Below are 17734 nucleotides of genomic sequence, written 5' to 3' on the forward strand. Positions count from 1 at the left end.
CGCGATCCTTCAGCATGACCGGCTCATAGCATGGCGGCCTCATCATGCAACTCGGCGCCGCCCCGCCCGATCTTTCCAGGAGACCTTGGACCTAAGTTTACGCAAAATGCAGGTGCTTTGTACGATAACAGGCGCGAATACCCATCGGAGCAGCCGATTCGTCCTGATGCAGACCGAAATCGAGGCCAATCCACGCCGTCCCTGGTACGATCTGCGCTTGGCGGCGGCCCTCGAGGACCGGTTCCAGGTCGAGCAGGCCCAGCGCTCGGGCGCCTATCTCCGGTCGTGGCTGCTGGTCTTCGTCCTGTTCAACATCCTTTCGCTGAAGCTCGACTTCGATGCGTTCGGCCCGGAGGCCTTCGCGGTTCCCGCCGTCCTCACCCTCGGGGTGTTCGTACCCCTGACCGGCATCGGTATCCTGCTCCTGCACGGGCAGCCCTCGCCCCTGCGCCGGACCGTCGTGGTGACGCTCGTGAGCCTCACGGACATGCTCATCGTCCTCAACAGCGCCCGGATCGTGCCGGCCGAGCACGCCAACGTCTACATCGTCCTCGCGGTGATCGTTCCCCTGGTGGTGGGCCTCATCGCCGACCTGTCGTTCCGGCACAGCCTCGTCTTCTGCGGCACGGCCTTCGCGGCCTATGGCGGTTGGGCGATCTGCATCCCGCCGGTCGACGTGGTCGGAACCGGCCTGCCCGTCCTCGTGGCCTGCCTGATCCTCGTGCCGATCAAGGGCAGCTATTCACGCGAGCGCCAGGAGAAGCGGGCCTTCGTGCTGCGGCACGCTTTGGAAGCGGCCAATGCCCGCCTGACGGTCCTGTCGACAACCGACGCCCTGACCGGACTGGCCAACCGGCGCGTCTTCAACGACGCCCTGGCCGAAGCGTGGAACGGGGTCGGCGGCGAGCCGGGCTGGTGCGCCGTGGTGGCCATCGACATCGACCATTTCAAGCGCCTCAACGATCTGGCCGGCCACCCCGAGGGCGACCGCTGCCTCGTGGCCGTCGCAGCCGCCCTCGACGGGCCGACCCGGGCGGCCGGGGGGCTGCTCGCCCGCTACGGCGGCGAGGAGTTCATGGCCTTCTTCCCGGGGGCGACACCCGAGGAGGCCCTCGATTTCGGCGAGCGTCTGCGCGTCGCCGTCGAGCGGTTGGCGTTCCGTTCCGGCCGGGACGGGTCCGCCTGGGTCGCGAGCGTCAGCATCGGCGTCACCGCCGCACACAGCGTGACCGGTGCCTGCGGTGTCGGGCCGGGTCACCTTCTGACCACCGCCGACGCGGCGCTCTACCGCGCCAAGCGCCGAGGCCGGAACTGCGTCGAGGCCCTGCCGATCCGGGTGGAGACGGCCAACGGCGATTCCGGACCCGCCTACTCGGCCGCATCCTCGTAGGGCGCCGTGACTGCGGCGTCGCCGAGGAAGCCGCCCGACTGGCGCTCCCACAGGCGGGCGTAGAGGCCGCCCGAGCGAATCAGGGCAGCGTGGGTCCCCTCCTCGACGATGCGCCCGGCCTCGATGACGATGAGGCGGTCCAGCGCCGCGATGGTCGAGAGGCGATGGGCGATGGCGAGTACGGTCTTGCCCTGCATCAGGGTGTCGAGGCTGTCCTGGATCGCCGCCTCGACCTGGCTGTCGAGGGCCGATGTCGCCTCGTCGAGAATCAGGATCGGGGCGTCCTTCAGGATCACCCGCGCGATGGCGATGCGCTGGCGCTGGCCGCCCGAGAGCTTCACCCCGCGCTCGCCGACCTGGGCGTCGTAGCCGTTACGACCCCTGTGATCGACGAGGTCGCGGATGAACGTATCGGCCTGCGCCAGACGCGCCGCCCGCTCGACCTCCTCCAGGGCGGCGTCGGGACGGCCATAGGCGATGTTGTCGCGGATCGAGCGGTGCAGGAGCGACGTATCCTGGGTCACCATGGCGATGGCGCTGCGCAGCGACGCCTGGCTGACCCCGGCGATGTCCTGGCCGTCCACCAGAATGCGACCGCCCTCCAGGTCGTGCAGGCGCAGGAGCAGGGCCGTGATGGTGGTCTTGCCCGCGCCGCTGACGCCCACGAGGCCGACCTTTTCGCCCGCGCGGATGTGGAGGTTCAGGCCCTCGATGATGCTGGCGTCGCCGCGCCCGTAATGGAAGCTCACGTCCTCGAAGCGGATGTCGCCGCCGGTGACGCTGAGCGTACCGGCATCCGGACGGTCGGTGATGGCGTGGGGCCGGGCGATGGTCTGCATGCTCTCCTGGATCACACCGACATTCTCGAAGATGCCGCGCACGGTCTGCATCACCCAGCCCGACATGGCCATGAGGCGCAGGACCAGGGCGAGGCCGGCCGCCGCCTCGCCCGTGGTCATGCCGCCGCGCTGCCACAGGGCGAGACAGACGCCGGCGGTGGAGACGATGAGCACGCTGTTGAGCAGGCCGAGCAGGGTGGTGGTGGAACTGACCAGCCGGAACTGGTGCAGGTAGGCGCGGGTGTGGATGTTGACGGCGTCACGCACGGCGGCGCGTTCCTCGCGGTCGCGGGCGAAGAGCTTGACCGTCAGGATGTTGGTGTAGCTGTCGACGATCCGGCCGATGAGGGCCGAGCGGGTGTCCGCCGTGACGAGGGAACGCACGCGGGCGCGGGGCACGAACCACCGCGTCAGGCCCGCGTAGGCCAGCACCCACAGCACCACCGGCAGGGCGAGCCACAGGGAGATCGAGCCGAACAGGCCGACCGCCGTCACGGCGTAGATCGCCACGTAGAGCAGGGTGTCGATGAACACGACGGCGAGTTCGCGCACGGCCGGGCCGACCTGCACCACCCGGTTGGCCAGCCGCCCGGCGAAGTCCGCCTGGAAGTACGAGAGCGAGTGGCCGAGGGTGTAGAGGTGCGTGCGCCAGCGGATCTGGTTCGTGACCTGAGGCACGATGAGCTGGTTCGACAGGATCTCGTGCAGCCAGATCGTGATCGGTCGCACCACCACCACCAGCCCGGCGGCGAGCATGATCCGGGTGCCGTGATCGGCCCAGAACGTCGCCCGGTCGGCGGTGTTGAGGAGATCGATGAACCAGCCCATGAGGAGGTAGAGCGACGCCTCGACGGTACCGGCGACGACGGCGACCACGAACAGCACGGCGAGCGCCGCGCGCACGGGCTTCAGGTAGAAGCCGGCGAATCCCGTCACGGTCTTCGGCGGCATGCGCCCGTCGTCGAAGGGCGCGAACGTGTCGATGCGGCGCTCGAGCCAGTCGAGAAACATCTTTTTTCCGATATCCGGTTGCGTCAGCGACTCTTCAGCTAGGCGGTCGCCTGCCCCTGCCAACCGGGGGGCGATGCCGCACGAGGATTTCCCATGCTCCGCCTCGCCCTGTACCAGCCCGATATCCCGCAGAACACCGGCACGCTGCTGCGCCTGGCCGCCTGCCTCGGGGTCGCCGTCGAGATCATCGAGCCGGCGGGGTTCGACGTGTCCGACCGGCACCTGCGCCGCTCGGGCCTCGACTACCTCGACCACGTGGCGGTCACGCGGCACCGTTCGTGGAGCGCGTTCGAGGGGTGGAGGCGGGAGGCGGGCCTCCGCCTCGTGGTGGCGACGACGCAGGGCGCCCTGCCCTATTGCGATCTCGCCTACCGCCCCGGCGACTGCCTGCTCATGGGCCGTGAATCGGCCGGTGTGCCCGACGCGGTCCACGCGGCGGCCGACGCGCGGGTGGTGGTGCCGATCCGGCCGGGGATGCGCTCCCTCAACGTCGCCGTCTGTGCCGCGATGATCCTGGGGGAAGGGCTGCGGCAGACGGGAGGCGTCTCCAAGTCTGTTTGAACGTCGTGCATAAACGCACTTGAACATCGTTCAAACTGTGGCACCTTTCCCTGGCGACGGCCGTGACCGTCCCACGGGAGACAGCCCCATGTTCAACCTGTTCCGAACACTCGCCCGGGGCGCCGCCGCCCAGGCCCGGGAAGACCTCATCGACCGCAACGCGCTGCTCATCCTCGATCAGCAGATCCGCGAGACCCGAGCCTCCTTGGAGCGCAGCCGCCTGGCCCTGGCCTCGGCCGTCGCCGGTGACAAGGCCGAGGCGCGCCGCCTCGCCGAGGTGGAGGCCCGCACCACGGACCTCGAGGAGCGCGCGGTTGCCGCCCTCGACGCCGGCCGCGAGGATCTGGCCCGCGAGGCCGCCGACGCCATCGCCGAACTGGAAGCCGAGGCCGAGGCGGTTCGCACGGCGCGGACGCGGTTCGCCCGGGAACTCACCCGCATCCGCGCCGTGGTGGCCGACGCCACCCGCCGGCAGGCCGAACTGGAACGCGGCCGGCGCATCGCGGCGGCGGCCGAGTCCGCCCGCCGCCTCGGCGTCGCCGCCGCTCCGGAGGACCGTGCCACCCTGCGCGAAGCCGAGGCGACCCTGGCCCGCCTGCGCTCCCTTCAGAGCGAGGCTGCCGACACGGAGGCGGCCCTGGCCGAAGCCGAGCCCGGCGCCGACATCGCCGAGCGCCTGGAGCGTGAGGGATTCGGGAAAGCCACCCGCCCGACGGGCAGCGCGGTGCTCGAACGCCTGCGCCGCCGTTCGACTGCCGAAGTTTGATCCCCCTCCAGACCAAGGACCACCCCCATGTCCAACGAAACCACGCAGCATTCCGGCGCCTGGGTCGCCTTCACCTACGCGTCGTTCCTCGGCGCCGCCCTGATGGTGGCGCTCGGCATTCTGTTCATGCCCATCGACATCTGGATGAAGGGCTACTTCGCCATGGGGGTGATCATGCTGGTCCAGTCCTGCATCACCGCCACCAAGACGGTGCGCGACGTCCACGAGGGCCGGCGCATGGTCAACCGCATCGAGGACGCCAAGACCGAGCGGCTGCTGATGTCGGTGGGCAAGGATTGAGCGGGCAAGGATTGAGCGGGCAAGGGTCGAGGGCCACGGGCGATTTGAAGCCCGCCCGGCGGCGATTGACGCCCGCCCGGCGGGATGGGACATCGGGGCCATGCAGCGCCCCGACACGCCCTTCACGCCCCTGCCCGAGCCCGAACTCGACGCCCTCAAGCGCGAGGCGACGGCGTGGTTCACCACCCTGCGCGACCGCATCGTCGCCGCCCTGGAGGGCCTGGAGGACGAGGCCACCGGCTCGTTCCACCCGGACGCTCCGGCCGAGGCCGGACGCTTCGAGAAGACACCGTGGGAGCGCACCGACCATACGGGAAAACCCGGCGGCGGCGGCACCATGGCGATGCTGAAGGGCCGGGTGTTCGAGAAGGCCGGCGTCCACGTCTCGGCCGTGCACGGCGAGTTCGCGCCGGAGTTCCGCGCGCAGATGCCGGGCGCGGCGGAGGACCCGCGCTTCTTCGCCACCGGCATCTCGCTCATCGCGCATCCGTGGAACCCGAACGCGCCGACCGTCCACATGAACACCCGGTTCGTCGCCACCACCCGGACGTGGTTCGGCGGCGGCGCCGACCTGACGCCGGTCCTCGACCGCCGCCGCACCCAGGACGATCCCGATACCCTCGTCTTCCACGCCGCGATGAAGGCCGCCTGCGACGCCCACGCGCCGGCCGCCGACTACGCCCGCTACAAGGCCTGGTGCGAGGAATATTTCTATCTGCCGCACCGCAAGGAGCCGCGCGGCATCGGCGGCATCTTCTACGACTATCACTGGACCGGAGACCCGGCCGCCGACCTCGCCTACACCCGCGACGTGGGCGGGGCCTTCCTGAACGCCTATCCGGCGATCATGCGGGCCAACATGGGCACGCCGTGGACCGAGGAGGACCGGCTGGAGCAGCAGGTCCGGCGCGGGCGCTACGTCGAGTTCAACCTGCTGCACGACCGCGGCACCATCTTCGGCCTGAAGACCGGCGGCAACGTCGCCTCGATCCTGTCGTCCCTGCCGCCGACCGTGCGCTGGCCGTGAGCGAGGACATCACGGACGACAATCGCGCGGTCGCCAGGACCCTGGCGCGAACCTTCGGCGGTGCGCCCGTGATCCGGCGCCACCGGGACGAGACCGGGCGCAGCCACGTCGATCTCCTCACCTGCCGCGACGCGCCGGCGGCAGGCGTGACCTCCTACGCGACGGTCACCCTCGCCAACCACCCGATCATCCTCGACGGCGCGGAGTTTCCCGCCCGCGCCGAACTCGTGGGCGCCTGCGCGAGCGAGACGGAGAGGTTCGCCCACGTGCTCGCGGCCTGTGCCTTCCACGTCATCGACAGCGGCTGGTTCCTGGCGCCCGGCATCGTGTTTCCGGGCGTGGTGGCCGCCTCCGGCCTGTCCCGGACCCTGGCCCACGTGATGTTCGTGCTGCCGGCCCTGTGGCCGACGCCCATCGACACGATGGAGTTCGGCCCGCGCTCCGTGGCCTTCCTCATGGCGGTGCCGATCTCGGCGGGCGAATACGCCTTCGCGCAGGACAAGGGCGGCGACGCCCTCGAGGAACTGTTGGCGGCCCACCGGAGCGACCCGTTCGACATCCACCGGCCGTCGGTGGTCTGAGGCGCGCGATGACCGACACCCCCCTGCCCACCCGGTTCGCGCCCCAGCAGGACGCGGCCCTCAAGGCCATCGCGGCGTGGCGCCAGGGCGGGGGCGCCCAGGTGTTCCGCCTGTTCGGCTATGCCGGTACCGGCAAGACGACGCTGGCGCGCCGCATCGCCGACGACGTCGACGGCACGGTGGTGTTCGGCGCCTTCACCGGCAAGGCGGCCTCGGTGATGCGGTCCAAGGGCTGCCACGACGCGGCGACGATCCACAGCCTGATCTACCGCACCAAGGAGACGGAGGAAGGCGGCCCGGCCTTCACCCTCAACCGCACCGGGCCGATCTCGAAGGCCGAGCTCGTCATCATCGACGAATGCTCCATGGTGGATTCGGACCTCGGCAACGACCTCCTGTCCTTCGACAAGCCGGTGCTGGTGCTGGGCGATCCGGCGCAGCTGCCGCCCGTCCGCGGCGGCGGCTTCTTCACCGAGGCCGAGCCCGACGTGATGCTCACGGACGTCCACCGCCAGGCCGCCGACGATCCCATCGTCCGCATGGCGATGACGATCCGCGAGGGCGGCAAGCTCACCATCGGGGAGTACGGGCGCAGCCGCGTGGTCGCGCGCCGCAGCCTCGACCCGAACGAGGTCATCGCCGCTGATCAGGTGCTCGTCGGCATGAACAAGACGCGGCGGCTCTACAACAACCGCCTGCGCGAGATCGCCGGCCACACCGATCCGATGCCGGCGGTGGGCGAGAAGCTCGTGTGTCTCAGGAACGACCGCACCAAGGGCCTCCTCAACGGCTCGACCTGGACGGTCCAGGCCCAGCGCGCGGCGCAACGCCCCGACACGATCCGCCTCGACGTGGTGCCCGACGACGACCCGGCGCTCCGCCGCCGCCCCGTGGACATCAAGGTGCTGCGCGCGGTGATGTCCGGCTCGGAGGAAGAAATCCCGGCCTTCCTCCGCCGCGAGACCGACGAGTTCACCTACGGCTACGCCCTCACCGTCCACAAGGCGCAAGGGTCGCAATGGGACAGCGTGGTGCTGTTCGACGAATCCTTCGCCTTCCGCGAGCACCGGGCGCGGTGGTTGTACACGGGCCTGACGCGGGCGGCGGAGGCGATCACGGTGGTGGTGTAACCGGGTCGCGCGTCAGGCGGCGGTTGTCCGCTTCAGGAACCTCAATGCGCCCAGCGTGACGATTGAAGGGATCAGTGACAGCGCCAGCGGACCCGAGGCGAGGAGGGACGTGAAATCCGGGCGCATGGCTTGTGACAGACCAGAAGACGACTGCATCGTCGTCGCGATCTTCAGGAGACCGATCGAATTCATCGTCACGTTCTTCGCGCTGTTCTTCGACAGTCGATCGCGGTCATCCCGGGTCTTCTTGATCGCTTCTCCCTCATTGCTGTGATTGAACGATCCGATTCCAGGAATGAGATCCTGCGCCAACGGGACGATAAATTGCCCATTGCTGGAAATCCTGAACTTTACCAAGGGAGAAGCTTGGTCGATTCGGAATGCGATTTCCCGCTCATTGAACTTCGGACTCCGGAGCCGCTGTTCGCAGATCTTGGAAAATTCGTGATTCGCGTCGTCAGGCCCATTGCCGATCTTGGTCGCTATCGCTTCGGTCGGGTCGCAGCCCTTGGAAATGACACCCGCTGCGGCCTGTATTTCGGAGGACGCCTTGTCAGAAGCCTTCTGCAAACTGGAAGTGACCGAGTCCGACGACATCAACCCCTCCACGCTCGACAACCGGCTCCTTCTCGAAAGACGCGATCCGTTGTGGGTCCTTCATACCTTTGGACTCGGAGGCCAGCAACGCCACTGTGACTCTCGGACTCTCGGAGGTCGGTCACCACTCGTCAGGGCAGGGTACCGAGACGGGACGCGCCCGGACACCTACGCCGCCTCCGGAACACGTATCCGCGCGGTGATCGCCGCGAGGGTCTCGGTGGTCAGACGCTCGACCTCCGCAAGCGTTTCGAGCTCGGGCAGATCGGCCCGCGTGCGGGCCCCCTCCTCCACGGCGGCGAGGCACGACGCCAGCGCCCGGCCGCCGATGTTCAGGCTCATGGATTTGAGGCTGTGCGCGGCGCTGGCGAGTGCGGTCGCGTCCCCTGCCGCGCGGGCCGCCGCGATCTCGGCGAGCGCCGTTGGGGCGTGCTCGGCATAGAGGGAGACGATGCGCTCGGCGAACCCGCTGCCGGCGCTGAGCGCCATCTCGACGAGGCCGCCGACGACCTCCTCGTCCAGTAGGGTATCGGAGGCGGGCGCCGCGAGCATGGGCTCAGGCGCGTCCTCCGACAGGCCCGTCCCCTCGGGCGAGAGGAAGTTCGACAGCATGGCGGCGAGCGCCGCCAGGGTGAAGGGCTTGGTCAGGGTGCCGTCCATGCCGGCGTCGCGCCACGCCTCGGCCGCCGTGCCGACGACGTGGGCGGTGAGCGCCACGATGGGGACCCGCCGGCCGGACGCCGCCTCCTCGGCCCGGATGGCGCGGGCGGCGTCGTAGCCGTCGAGCACCGGCATGCTGCCGTCCATGAGCACGAGGTCGAATTTTTCCGCGCGGGCTGCCTCTACGGCCTGCTTCCCGTCCACGACGGTGACGATGCCGGTGATGCCGCAGCGCGCCAGCGCCTCGCAGGCGACCTCGCGGTTGACGGCGCTGTCGTCGGCCACCAGCACCCGCGCACCGGGGAACTGCGCCAGGGCCGCGCGCACGGGCCCGGTCCGCCCGGCGGCGGTGAAGGGCGCACCGCTGGCGAGGGCGCCGAGCGCCCGATCCCACTCGTCCTGGACCACCGGCCAGCGCAGGAGATCGTCGGCGAAGGCCGCCTCCAGCACCGCGCCGGCGGCCGGATCGCCCATGCGGGCGATGGCGAGCACGCGGCCCGTGGCGGTGGGACGGCGCCCGAGGGCGACGAGGTCGGCCGCATCGCAGATCCAGTGGGCTGCGGCAGCGTCCGCCGTGTCGGCCGGAACAGGCACGAACCCGGCGCCGATGAGACGCGCACGCAGGCTCTCGGCGGTGGCGGCGCCCGCCGTCGCCACCACGACGCATTCGGACACGTCGTTCGCGCGATGCGCCCCGACGGTCACCTCGTCCACGGCCTCCAGGGGCAGTTCGGCCCAGAAGGTCGAGCCGTCCCCCACGACGCTGTCCACCCCCATGGTGCCGCCCATGGCCAGCGCCAGGCGGTGCGCGATGGAGAGGCCGAGGCCGGTGCCGCCGAAGCGCCGGGTGGTGGATTGGTCGGCCTGGGAGAACGCCGAGAAGAGGGTGCCGACTTTTTCCGCGGGAATGCCGACTCCGGTGTCGCGCACGCTGAGGCGCAGGTGCGTTGGTCCGGCCCGCTCCAGGCTCACGAGCACGTGGCCTTCGAGCGTGAATTTGAGGGCGTTGTTAACGAAGTTGGAAAGGATCTGCCCGAGGCGCACGGGGTCGCCGACGATGCGGCGCGGCACGTCGGGGGCGATGAAGGCGGCGAGATCGAGGTTCGACTCGCGCGCCTTCTCGGCGAACAGCGACACCACCGTATCGACGATCTCGGCGGGCTCGACGGAGATGCGCTCGAGGTCGATCTTGCCGGCCTCGACCTTCGCGAAATCGAGGATGTCGTTGATGATGGCGAGGAGATTCTGCCCCGAGCGGGCGATGACCTCGGCGTAGCGCTTCTGCCGGTCGGGCAGGTCGGCGGCCGCCAGCAGCTCGGCCATCACCAGCATGCCGTTGAGCGGCGTGCGGATCTCGTGGCTCATGGTGGCGAGGAAGGACGATTTCGCGCCGTTGGCGGCTTCCGCCGCTTCCTTGGCCTCGTGCAGATCGGCCGTGCGGTCGGCGACGTCGCTCTCCAGGCGTTCGAGGTGGCGGGTCAGCCGGTCGCCGCGCTCGCGCACGGTGGCCAGCAGCGCGTTGAAGGTACGGGCCAGCACGCCGACCTCGTCGTCGCGCACGATGCGGGCCACCCGGCCGTAATCCTCGGCCTCGCGGACCCGATCCATGGTGGCGGCGAGCTCCGCGATGGGCTGGGTGATGGAGCGGTGCAGGCCGTAGGAGACGGCGAGCCCGAGGGCCAGCGCCAGGATCGAGGCGAGGGCCGACGCCTCGAGGATGGCGAGGAGACGGTCGACGAGGTCGGTGGTGTCGGCCACCAGCACCAGGGTGCCGACGGTGAGCCCGGCCTGCAGGATCGCGACGCGCACCTGGGCGGTCCGGCTGCCGAGGAGCCAGAAGGGCGAGCCCCCGGCATCGAGATCGATGTCGCTGTCGAGGCGGATGCCGAGCCCCTGGTCGGCCAGGGTCGAGCCGTCGGGGCGCTCGATGCCGACATAGACGAGGTCGGGTCGGCGGGCGATGGCGCTGAGCGTCCGGGTCGCCTCCGCCGCGTCGCCCTCGGCCACGGCCCGCGCGCTCGACGCCGCGAAGACCTGGGCGATGGTGGACAGGGTTTCGCGCTTGGCCTCGGCGTAGCGGTGGACCTCCTGCCAGAGGTTGAAGGCCGCGGCCGCCAGGAGGGCGAGGGTCACGGAAGCGAACACCGCCAGCGCCAGCCGTCCCGCCAGGGAGCGGAAGACGGGCAGGCGCCGCGCGCGCGCGGACGGGCGTAGCGCGGGTGTGAGATCGGCCTGCGCGGTCACTGCGACAGCTCCGTGTTGGCCGAGCTCGGGCCCACGCCCCTGGGCACCGGCACGTCGGTGGCGCCGTAGCGGGCGTTGAGAACGAGGTTGGGACCGTCGTAGAGGTTGACGAGACGGGCGATGATGACCGTGTAGGCCGATTGGTCGGCCACGGGTTTCTTCGAATCGATGATGAGCCGACCGGACGGCAGGTAGATCGTGCCGAGCAGGGTGCGCGCCTCGTCGCTGATGATGCGGTACTCGCGGAGCGGCAGCGGGCCGCCGGGCGGCGGCTTCGACTGTCCCTTGCCGCCGAGCGGCAGCGGCAGGGGAACCGGGATGGTCAGGGTGCGCTCCTCGAAGAACAGCAGCCCGCTCATGACGCCGTCCTTCGGGGCGGTGAGGCTGATGACGCTCTTCTCGTCGAACAGCAATCCGGTCCGCAGGCCCATGAAGTAGAAGCCGACATTGACCCCGTCCAACGAACTGCCCTTGTCCACCACGAGGGGGCCGTCCTTCATGATGTAGACGCCCGGCCGTAGGGTCACCTTCGCGCCCTTGGTGATGTGAAGGCCGCCGCAATAGGTGCCGGGGCTGAGCGTCGCCGTGGTGGTGATGACGTTCTTGCCGTAGGCCGGATCGTCGAGGGAGCCGATGAGCATCATCGGGTTGAGCAGGTTCGCGATGTTGAGGCACGAGGCCGAGGCCGGCGCCGCACGGTCGGCCAGGGGGTCGCGGATCATCGGGCAGCCCGTGGCCGGCGTCGGCAGGAAGTTGGCCTTGCCGTAGTAACCGCCGGCCGAGCAGGTCGAGAGGGCCTGGGCGACGGCGGCATTCTCACCCTGGATGCCGGCCGGGTGCAGGGAGTTCGAGTAGAGCGAGCAGTCCGTGGCGGTGATCCGGGCGGCACTCTCGAGGTGGAACGCACCCATGGAGAGGGGGTCGAGGGCGAGCAGGCACAGGCGCGTGGTGCCGGCGAGCTTGGCCGTCGATTCGACCCTGACCTCCAGGGTCTGCAGGGCGAGGAGCCGCCCCAGGGTCAGGGTGATCTGCTGCGAGAGGACGACGCGCACGGCCGAGTGGTTGCCCATGACTTCGGCCGACGCGGTGACGGCCTGCTGGCTCCCGGCTTGCGCGCGCGCCATGGCCACGGCGGTGCGGATCGCGCTCGCGTCGTCGGAGTTGGCGAGCTTGAACTGGTTGACGCCGGCGATGCTGCCGCTGTCGGCCGCGCGCTGAAGCTCGGCCCGGCGCTTGATCAGGGACGCGTACTCCACGGCCGCGGCGCTCATCCCGGTGATGACGGGAAGGAGCAGAGCGAAGATCAGGACGATGCCGCCGCGCGTGTCCCTGGCCAGTGCGGCGAACCACCCATACATTTCCCAACTCCTGCGTCAGGGATGGCGCGGATGAGTTGAGATTGACTGAATGTCGAACGGTTGCAGAAATTTCGGAATTACAACCTGAAAGCTGTCGGTCTAGTACGAGTTGAAACTATGACATCACGTTTTCGTGACAAGATCGGGCTTGGTGGTGGACCGCACGGCGAATTAACCGCCCACGCGCCATGAACAGACGAGCGCGTCGCCGTTGCGCCGCGTGCAGGTCCCGCAAACGCCCGTGCTTCCACTGGACGCCCTTCATCGATCACGAATCCGTGGCCCTTGCGGTTCGGTGATCTCCCAGCCGCCGACCCAGCCAGGGCGGCGAACGGTCTGGATGATTTGGCGGAACGCCATCGCCCGGATGCGCCGGGATGCGGGGGGCGCCGCGGCCGTCGAGTTCGCCCTGGTGATGGTTCCGCTCTTCGTGGTCATTCTGTTCGTTCTCGAGAACGCCCTCGTCCACTGGATCACGGCCTCCCTCGACAACGGCCTCGACGCCTCCATGCGCCAGTTCTATGTCCGCGCCGCCGGGCCGGGGACCGAGCAGATCGACGGGGTCCGCACGGAATTGTGCCGGCAGGTCGCCCCGTTCGTGAAATGCGAGGCCCTGAAGGTCGATGTCGCCGCCTATGCCAGCTTCGGCAGCGTCGATCGCGCCAGCCCCATCGATCCGGCGACGGGGGATTGGCGGCCGGGCTTCGGCGGCCAGCACGGCTGCCTCGCCAAGGGCAGCGTCGTCGTGGTCCAGGCGGCGCTGGCCCAGCACACGTTCCAGGCATTCGGGATCGCCCCGGGCCAGTTCAGGGATGGCAGCCGCCTTATCAACGCGGCGGCGGTGATCCAGCTCGAGGGAAATTCGCCGGTCGCGGCCGGATGCTGAGCGCGGTCCTGCGGAGGGGGTGGCGTCTCGCCGGGAAACGCGACGGCATGGCCCTGGTCGAGTTCGCGCTCCTGGTCCCGGTCCTGATGCTCCTCTATTTCGGCACCGTCGAACTGACCAACGTCCTGCGCCACGCGCGCAAGCTCGACATCCTGTCCCGCACCATCGGTGACAGTCTCTCCCAGCGCACCCAGCCGACCTCGACGGAGATCGAGGACATCTTCAAGGCCGCCGCCATCGTCATGGCGCCCTACGACGGCGCCGGGGTGCAGATGAGCGTCAGCGCGGTCGGGGTCGGCGGCATCCTTGAGCCCGGTCCGTTGCGGGTCTGTTCGAGCGTGGCGACCTCCGGCGCGCCGGTCCGGGTCCCCGGCACGCCGGCGCCGGTGGCCGAGGCCGAGGCGCTGCAGCCCGCCGGCAGCCGGCTCCTCCTCGTCGAGATCACCGCCGCCTACCGTCCCGTCTCGGGGCCGGGCATGTTCCGGGATGCCGTGCAGGGCATCGTGCTGGCGCGACGGACCAAGTGGCCCGTGCGCTACGGCCGGCGCTACGCGAGCCAGAGCCCCGAGATCATCCTGCCCAACGGCCTTCCCTGCCCTTCCTGACCCGGCTCTGACGGAACGATCGGCCGGGCATCGCAGACATCTACCCAGGAAGAGAGTTCGCACACAGGACGGCAGAGTTCGCACACAGCGGGGCAGTGCTGGTGGCCGGCGAACGAATTCATTCACCCTGTGGCGCGGGATGGGGTGTCAGGACGCCGCGGATAGTCCAGACATTCAGGGTGTCCCGCGAAACGTTCCCGACACCACCGGTTCTCGCTCCCGACACCACGGGACGGCGGAGATCATGAGGGACGCTCGGGGGTACCTGGTCCGGTGCAGCACCCGCCGGTGAGCGCAAGATGTGGATCAGGGATCGCAAGGCCACTCGATGTTCGTTCTCGTTCTCGATGACGCCCCGCTGAACAACATGCTGATGGCCGAGGCCATCCGTACCATCCCGGACTGCACCGTGCGCGACTTCACGCGTCCGGCGGACGCGCTCGCCTTCGTCGAGGCCAATTCCGACGCCATCGGGGTGGCGATCTCGGATTACGACATGCCGGGCATGAACGGCGTCGCCTTCATCCGCGCGGCTCGCGCCGTCCCGGGCTTCGAGCACGTGCCGGTGGTGATGGTGACGAGCCTCGATCAGCGCAGCCTGCGCCGCGAGGCCCTGGAGGCCGGGGCCACCGACTTCCTGGCCAAGCCCTTCGACCCCATCGAGATCCGGGCTCGGGTGTCGAACCTGCTCGCCCTCAACCGCGCCCGCATCGACCAGCGCGAGCGCGCCGCCTGGCTCGACCGCGAGGTGAAGGCCGCCACCGCCCTCATCGCCGCCCGCGAGCGCGAGATCGTCCTCATGCTGATGAAGGCCGCCGAGCATCGCGACAACGAGACCGGCAACCACGTGGCGCGGGTGGCCGGCCTCGTCACCCTCATCGCCCGGGGCCTCGACCTGCCCGACGCGGAGGTGGAGCAGCTCAGCCTCGCCTCGACCATGCACGATGTCGGCAAGATCAGCGTGCCGGACACGATCCTGCTGAAGCCCGGCCCCCTGACGCAGGACGAGCGCCGCGAGATGGAACGCCACGCCGAGCGCGGCCGGCGCATCCTCGAGGGCTCGTCGTCCCATCTCATGCAGCGCGCCGCCGAGATCGCCGCCACCCACCACGAGCGCTGGGACGGGAGCGGCTACCCGTCGGGACTCGCCGGCGAGGCGATCCCCCTGTCCGGCCGCATCGTCGCCGTGGCCGACGTGTTCGATGCGCTCACCTCGGACCGGCCCTACAAGAAGGCCTGGAGCGAGGCCGAGGCCCTCAACCATATCCTGGCCAATGCCGGCTCGCATTTCGACCCCGCCTGCGTGGCGGCCTTCGTGCGGATGCTGTCGAAGGACGGGACGCCCGCCTGACCCCCGCCGGTTGGCGCCGGGCCGCCCCATGGCCTATCTCCCGGCCGGATACGACCGACGGGACGGGAGACAGCCTTGGCATACGGGACGAGCTCGGCACACGAGACCGGCGGACCGCCGCAGATGCACGCCACGACGATCCTGATGGTGCGCAAGGGCGGGCGCGTCGTCATCGGCGGGGATGGGCAGGTCAGCCTCGGCCAGACCATCGTCAAGGGCAACGCCCGCAAGGTGCGACGCCTCGCCAAGGGCGCGGTGATCGGCGGCTTCGCCGGGGCCACGGCGGACGCCTTCACCCTGTTCGAGCGACTGGAGGCCAAGCTCGAACAGTATCCGGGCCAGCTCACCCGCGCCTGCGTCGAGCTCACCAAGGACTGGCGGACCGACCGCTACCTGCGCCGCCTCGAGGCGATGATGCTCGTGGCCGACCGGGAGGTCAGCCTGCTGCTTTCGGGGGCCGGCGATGTGCTGGAGCCGGAACACGGCGTCATGGCGATTGGTTCGGGTGGCAACTACGCCCTCGCCGCCGCTCGTGCCCTCGAAGATGGTCCCCACGACGCGGAAGCCATCGTCCGGCGAGCCATGGAAATCGCGGCCGAGATCTGTGTCTACACCAACGGCAGCCTCGTCATCGAAGCCCTCGACACTGCACAGCCTGGATGATCGTCGGCAGTTGATTAACGATCCTTTGCAGGATTGCCTCTAAGACAGCGGGAAAAGGTGTCTGGGAGAGTCGATCATCATGCGGATCAGGGCGAAAATTCTGGCCTTCGTCATCGCCTGCAGCGCGATGACGCTCCTCGTTGCGGGCATCGGCCTCAGCACCCTGCATTCGTTGGACGTGGCCATCGAGCAGGGGCGGCTCGCGAGCCAGCGCGCCCTCGATGCCGCCAGGCTCAACCGCCACGTCACCACCGTGGTCCTGGAGGCGCGCGGCATCTACGCCGCCAAGGACACGGCCGACGCGGGCAAGTACGCCGGACGCCTTCGGCAGAACGTCGCGGACATGAACACCCTGCTCAAGGCCTGGCCGCCCCGGGCCACCGCCGAGGAGCAGGTCCTGTTCGCCAAGGTCGTCGAGGGAGCGGCCGCTTTCACGCCCCTTCGATTGGAGACGGCGCGTCTCGGCACCGAGGTCTCGCCGAAGGCCGCCGCCGACCAGGGCTTCAACGAGCTGAACCGGGCCAACCGGCAGGCCTTCCAGGACAGCATCGACGCCCTGGTGGCCGACAGCCTGTCCCGTCTGACGGCCATCGAGCGCGCGACCGACGATCTCTACGCCTTGCGCATGACCCTCCTCGTCGTCCTGGCCATCGGCGCCCCCCTCGCCTGCCTCCTCATCGGTGCCGTCATCGGCAACAGCCAGATCGCCCGTCCCCTCGTGGGCGTCGCGACCGCCATCCGGCGTCTGTCGGAGGGCGACCACCATCTTCCCACCATGGCGGCGCGCCGCGACGAGATCGGCGACATCCAGCGGAGCATGCAGGTGTTCGCGGCCGCCATGCAGGAAGCCGAGGCCCTGCGGGCCGATCAGGACAGGGCCGCCTCCGACGCCAGCACCCGGCGCCGGACCGAGCGGGTCGATCTCGCCGACCGGTTCCAGGGCAGCGTCGGCGGCCTCGTCGGCACCCTGTCGGGGGCGGCCTCCGCCATGGAGGACACCGCCCGCACCATGGCGCGCAGCGCCGAGCGCGCCGACGCCCAGTCGAACGCCGTGATGGCGGCGGCCAACACCACCGCCCTCAACGTCCAGGCGGTGGCGGCGGCCACCGAGGAACTCGCCGCCACCGCCGACGCCATCGGCCAGCAGGTGGCGCAGACCTCCTCGGCCGCCGCCGGCGCCGTCGAGAGCGCCCGGCGCACCCATGCCCGCGTCGAGGTGCTGGCGATCAGCGCCGCCCGCATCGGCGACGTCGTCGCCCTCATCTCCAACATCGCCGGCCAGACCAACCTTCTGGCGCTCAACGCCACCATCGAGGCGGCGCGGGCCGGCGAGGCGGGCCGGGGCTTCGCCGTGGTGGCGGCGGAAGTGAAGGAACTGGCGTCCCAGACCGCCCAGGCGACGCAGGAGATCACGGGCCAGATCGCCACGATCCAGGCGGCGACGCGGGAGACCGTCGAGGGCATCGCCGAGATCGGCACCACCATCGGCGGGGTGCACAGCATCGCCGAGGGTGTCGCCGCCGCCGTGCAGGAGCAGCGGATCGCCACCCAGGCCATCGCGCGCAGCATCTCGGATGCCGCCCTCGGCACCCAGGACGTGACCCAGACCATGGCGCAGGTGCGCGAATCGGCGGCGGAGGTCGGCGCGGGTGCCGCGCGGGTCCTCGACGCGGCGGCCGAGCTGTCGCGCCGGACCACCACCCTCGACGGGGAAGTCACCGGCTTCGTCGGCACTATCCGGGCGGCCTGAGCGCATCCGCGCCCT

General features: G+C 69.9%; 16 protein-coding genes. 12 read left to right on the forward strand and 4 right to left on the reverse strand.

All coding sequences use genetic code 11. The features are described from left to right. Positions 1-166: 166 nt before the first annotated feature. Positions 167-1390: a GGDEF domain-containing protein gene (locus MKK49_RS14045; RefSeq protein ID WP_244029389.1), complete on the forward strand. Its 1224-nt coding sequence runs from the start codon at positions 167-169 to the stop codon at positions 1388-1390. Here MKK49_RS14045 and MKK49_RS14050 read toward each other — a convergent pair. After that, positions 1369-3240 carry an ABC transporter ATP-binding protein gene (locus tag MKK49_RS14050; RefSeq protein ID WP_244029391.1) on the reverse strand — a complete coding sequence of 624 codons (1872 nt, stop codon included), beginning with the start codon at positions 3238-3240 and terminating at the stop codon, positions 1369-1371. The two genes, MKK49_RS14045 and MKK49_RS14050, sit on opposite strands and share 22 nt — an antisense overlap. Positions 3241-3333: 93 nt before the next feature. Between MKK49_RS14050 and MKK49_RS14055 the strand changes: the two genes are divergently transcribed. From MKK49_RS14055 to MKK49_RS14080, 6 genes are all read left to right on the forward strand, one after another. Next, positions 3334-3801, forward strand: a complete 468-nt coding sequence (locus MKK49_RS14055) for a tRNA (cytidine(34)-2'-O)-methyltransferase (protein WP_244029393.1) — start codon at positions 3334-3336, stop codon at positions 3799-3801. 88 nt (positions 3802-3889) lie between these two features. Then, positions 3890-4567, forward strand: coding sequence for a PspA/IM30 family protein (locus MKK49_RS14060; protein ID WP_244029394.1), 678 nt, complete (start codon positions 3890-3892; stop codon positions 4565-4567). A 27-nt stretch (positions 4568-4594) separates the two neighbouring features. Beyond that, complete coding sequence (locus MKK49_RS14065) at positions 4595-4867, forward strand: YiaA/YiaB family inner membrane protein (RefSeq protein WP_244029396.1); 273 nt, start codon at positions 4595-4597, stop codon at positions 4865-4867. A 100-nt stretch (positions 4868-4967) separates the two neighbouring features. Next, the gene (gene hemF, locus MKK49_RS14070) at positions 4968-5894 is read left to right on the forward strand and encodes an oxygen-dependent coproporphyrinogen oxidase (protein ID WP_244029398.1); all 927 of its coding nucleotides are present in this window, start codon (positions 4968-4970) and stop codon (positions 5892-5894) included. Next, positions 5891-6475 (forward strand): suppressor of fused domain protein, encoded by a 585-nt coding sequence (locus MKK49_RS14075; RefSeq protein ID WP_244029400.1) that lies wholly within the window; start codon positions 5891-5893, stop codon positions 6473-6475. Before hemF ends, MKK49_RS14075 begins: the two co-directional genes overlap by 4 nt. Before the next feature lie 8 nt (positions 6476-6483). After that, positions 6484-7605, forward strand: coding sequence for an ATP-dependent RecD-like DNA helicase (locus tag MKK49_RS14080; protein ID WP_244029402.1), 1122 nt, complete (start codon positions 6484-6486; stop codon positions 7603-7605). 12 nt (positions 7606-7617) lie between these two features. On the opposite strand, the gene MKK49_RS14085 is transcribed toward MKK49_RS14080, so the two are convergent. From MKK49_RS14085 to MKK49_RS14095, 3 genes are all read right to left on the reverse strand, one after another. Then, entirely contained in the window at positions 7618-8202 is a 585-nt protein-coding gene (locus MKK49_RS14085) for a hypothetical protein (protein WP_244029404.1), read from the reverse strand. A gap of 168 nt (positions 8203-8370) precedes the next feature. After that, entirely contained in the window at positions 8371-11106 is a 2736-nt protein-coding gene (locus MKK49_RS14090; protein ID WP_244029406.1) for an ATP-binding protein, read from the reverse strand. After that, the gene (locus tag MKK49_RS14095; RefSeq protein ID WP_244029407.1) at positions 11103-12464 is read right to left on the reverse strand and encodes a pilus assembly protein TadG-related protein; all 1362 of its coding nucleotides are present in this window, start codon (positions 12462-12464) and stop codon (positions 11103-11105) included. The genes MKK49_RS14090 and MKK49_RS14095 overlap by 4 nt, the downstream gene beginning before the upstream one ends. A gap of 340 nt (positions 12465-12804) precedes the next feature. Here MKK49_RS14095 and MKK49_RS14100 point away from each other — a divergent pair, with 340 nt between their 5' ends. The 5 genes from MKK49_RS14100 (at position 12805) to MKK49_RS14120 (ending at position 17719) form a co-directional block, all read left to right on the forward strand. Next, positions 12805-13350 (forward strand): TadE/TadG family type IV pilus assembly protein, encoded by a 546-nt coding sequence (locus tag MKK49_RS14100; RefSeq protein WP_244029410.1) that lies wholly within the window; start codon positions 12805-12807, stop codon positions 13348-13350. Positions 13351-13397: 47 nt separating this feature from the next. Next, positions 13398-13955: a TadE/TadG family type IV pilus assembly protein gene (locus MKK49_RS14105; protein WP_244029412.1), complete on the forward strand. Its 558-nt coding sequence runs from the start codon at positions 13398-13400 to the stop codon at positions 13953-13955. A 328-nt stretch (positions 13956-14283) separates the two neighbouring features. After that, the gene (locus tag MKK49_RS14110; RefSeq protein WP_244029414.1) at positions 14284-15306 is read left to right on the forward strand and encodes an HD-GYP domain-containing protein; all 1023 of its coding nucleotides are present in this window, start codon (positions 14284-14286) and stop codon (positions 15304-15306) included. Between the two features lie 123 nt (positions 15307-15429). Then, entirely contained in the window at positions 15430-15969 is a 540-nt protein-coding gene (gene hslV / locus MKK49_RS14115; RefSeq protein WP_244029416.1) for an ATP-dependent protease subunit HslV, read from the forward strand. Between the two features lie 79 nt (positions 15970-16048). Then, positions 16049-17719 (forward strand): methyl-accepting chemotaxis protein, encoded by a 1671-nt coding sequence (locus tag MKK49_RS14120; protein ID WP_244029418.1) that lies wholly within the window; start codon positions 16049-16051, stop codon positions 17717-17719. Positions 17720-17734: the final 15 nt, after the last annotated feature.

Origin of the sequence: Methylobacterium sp. J-090, assembly GCF_022829345.1 — a bacterium.
Lineage (GTDB): Bacteria > Pseudomonadota > Alphaproteobacteria > Rhizobiales > Beijerinckiaceae > Methylobacterium.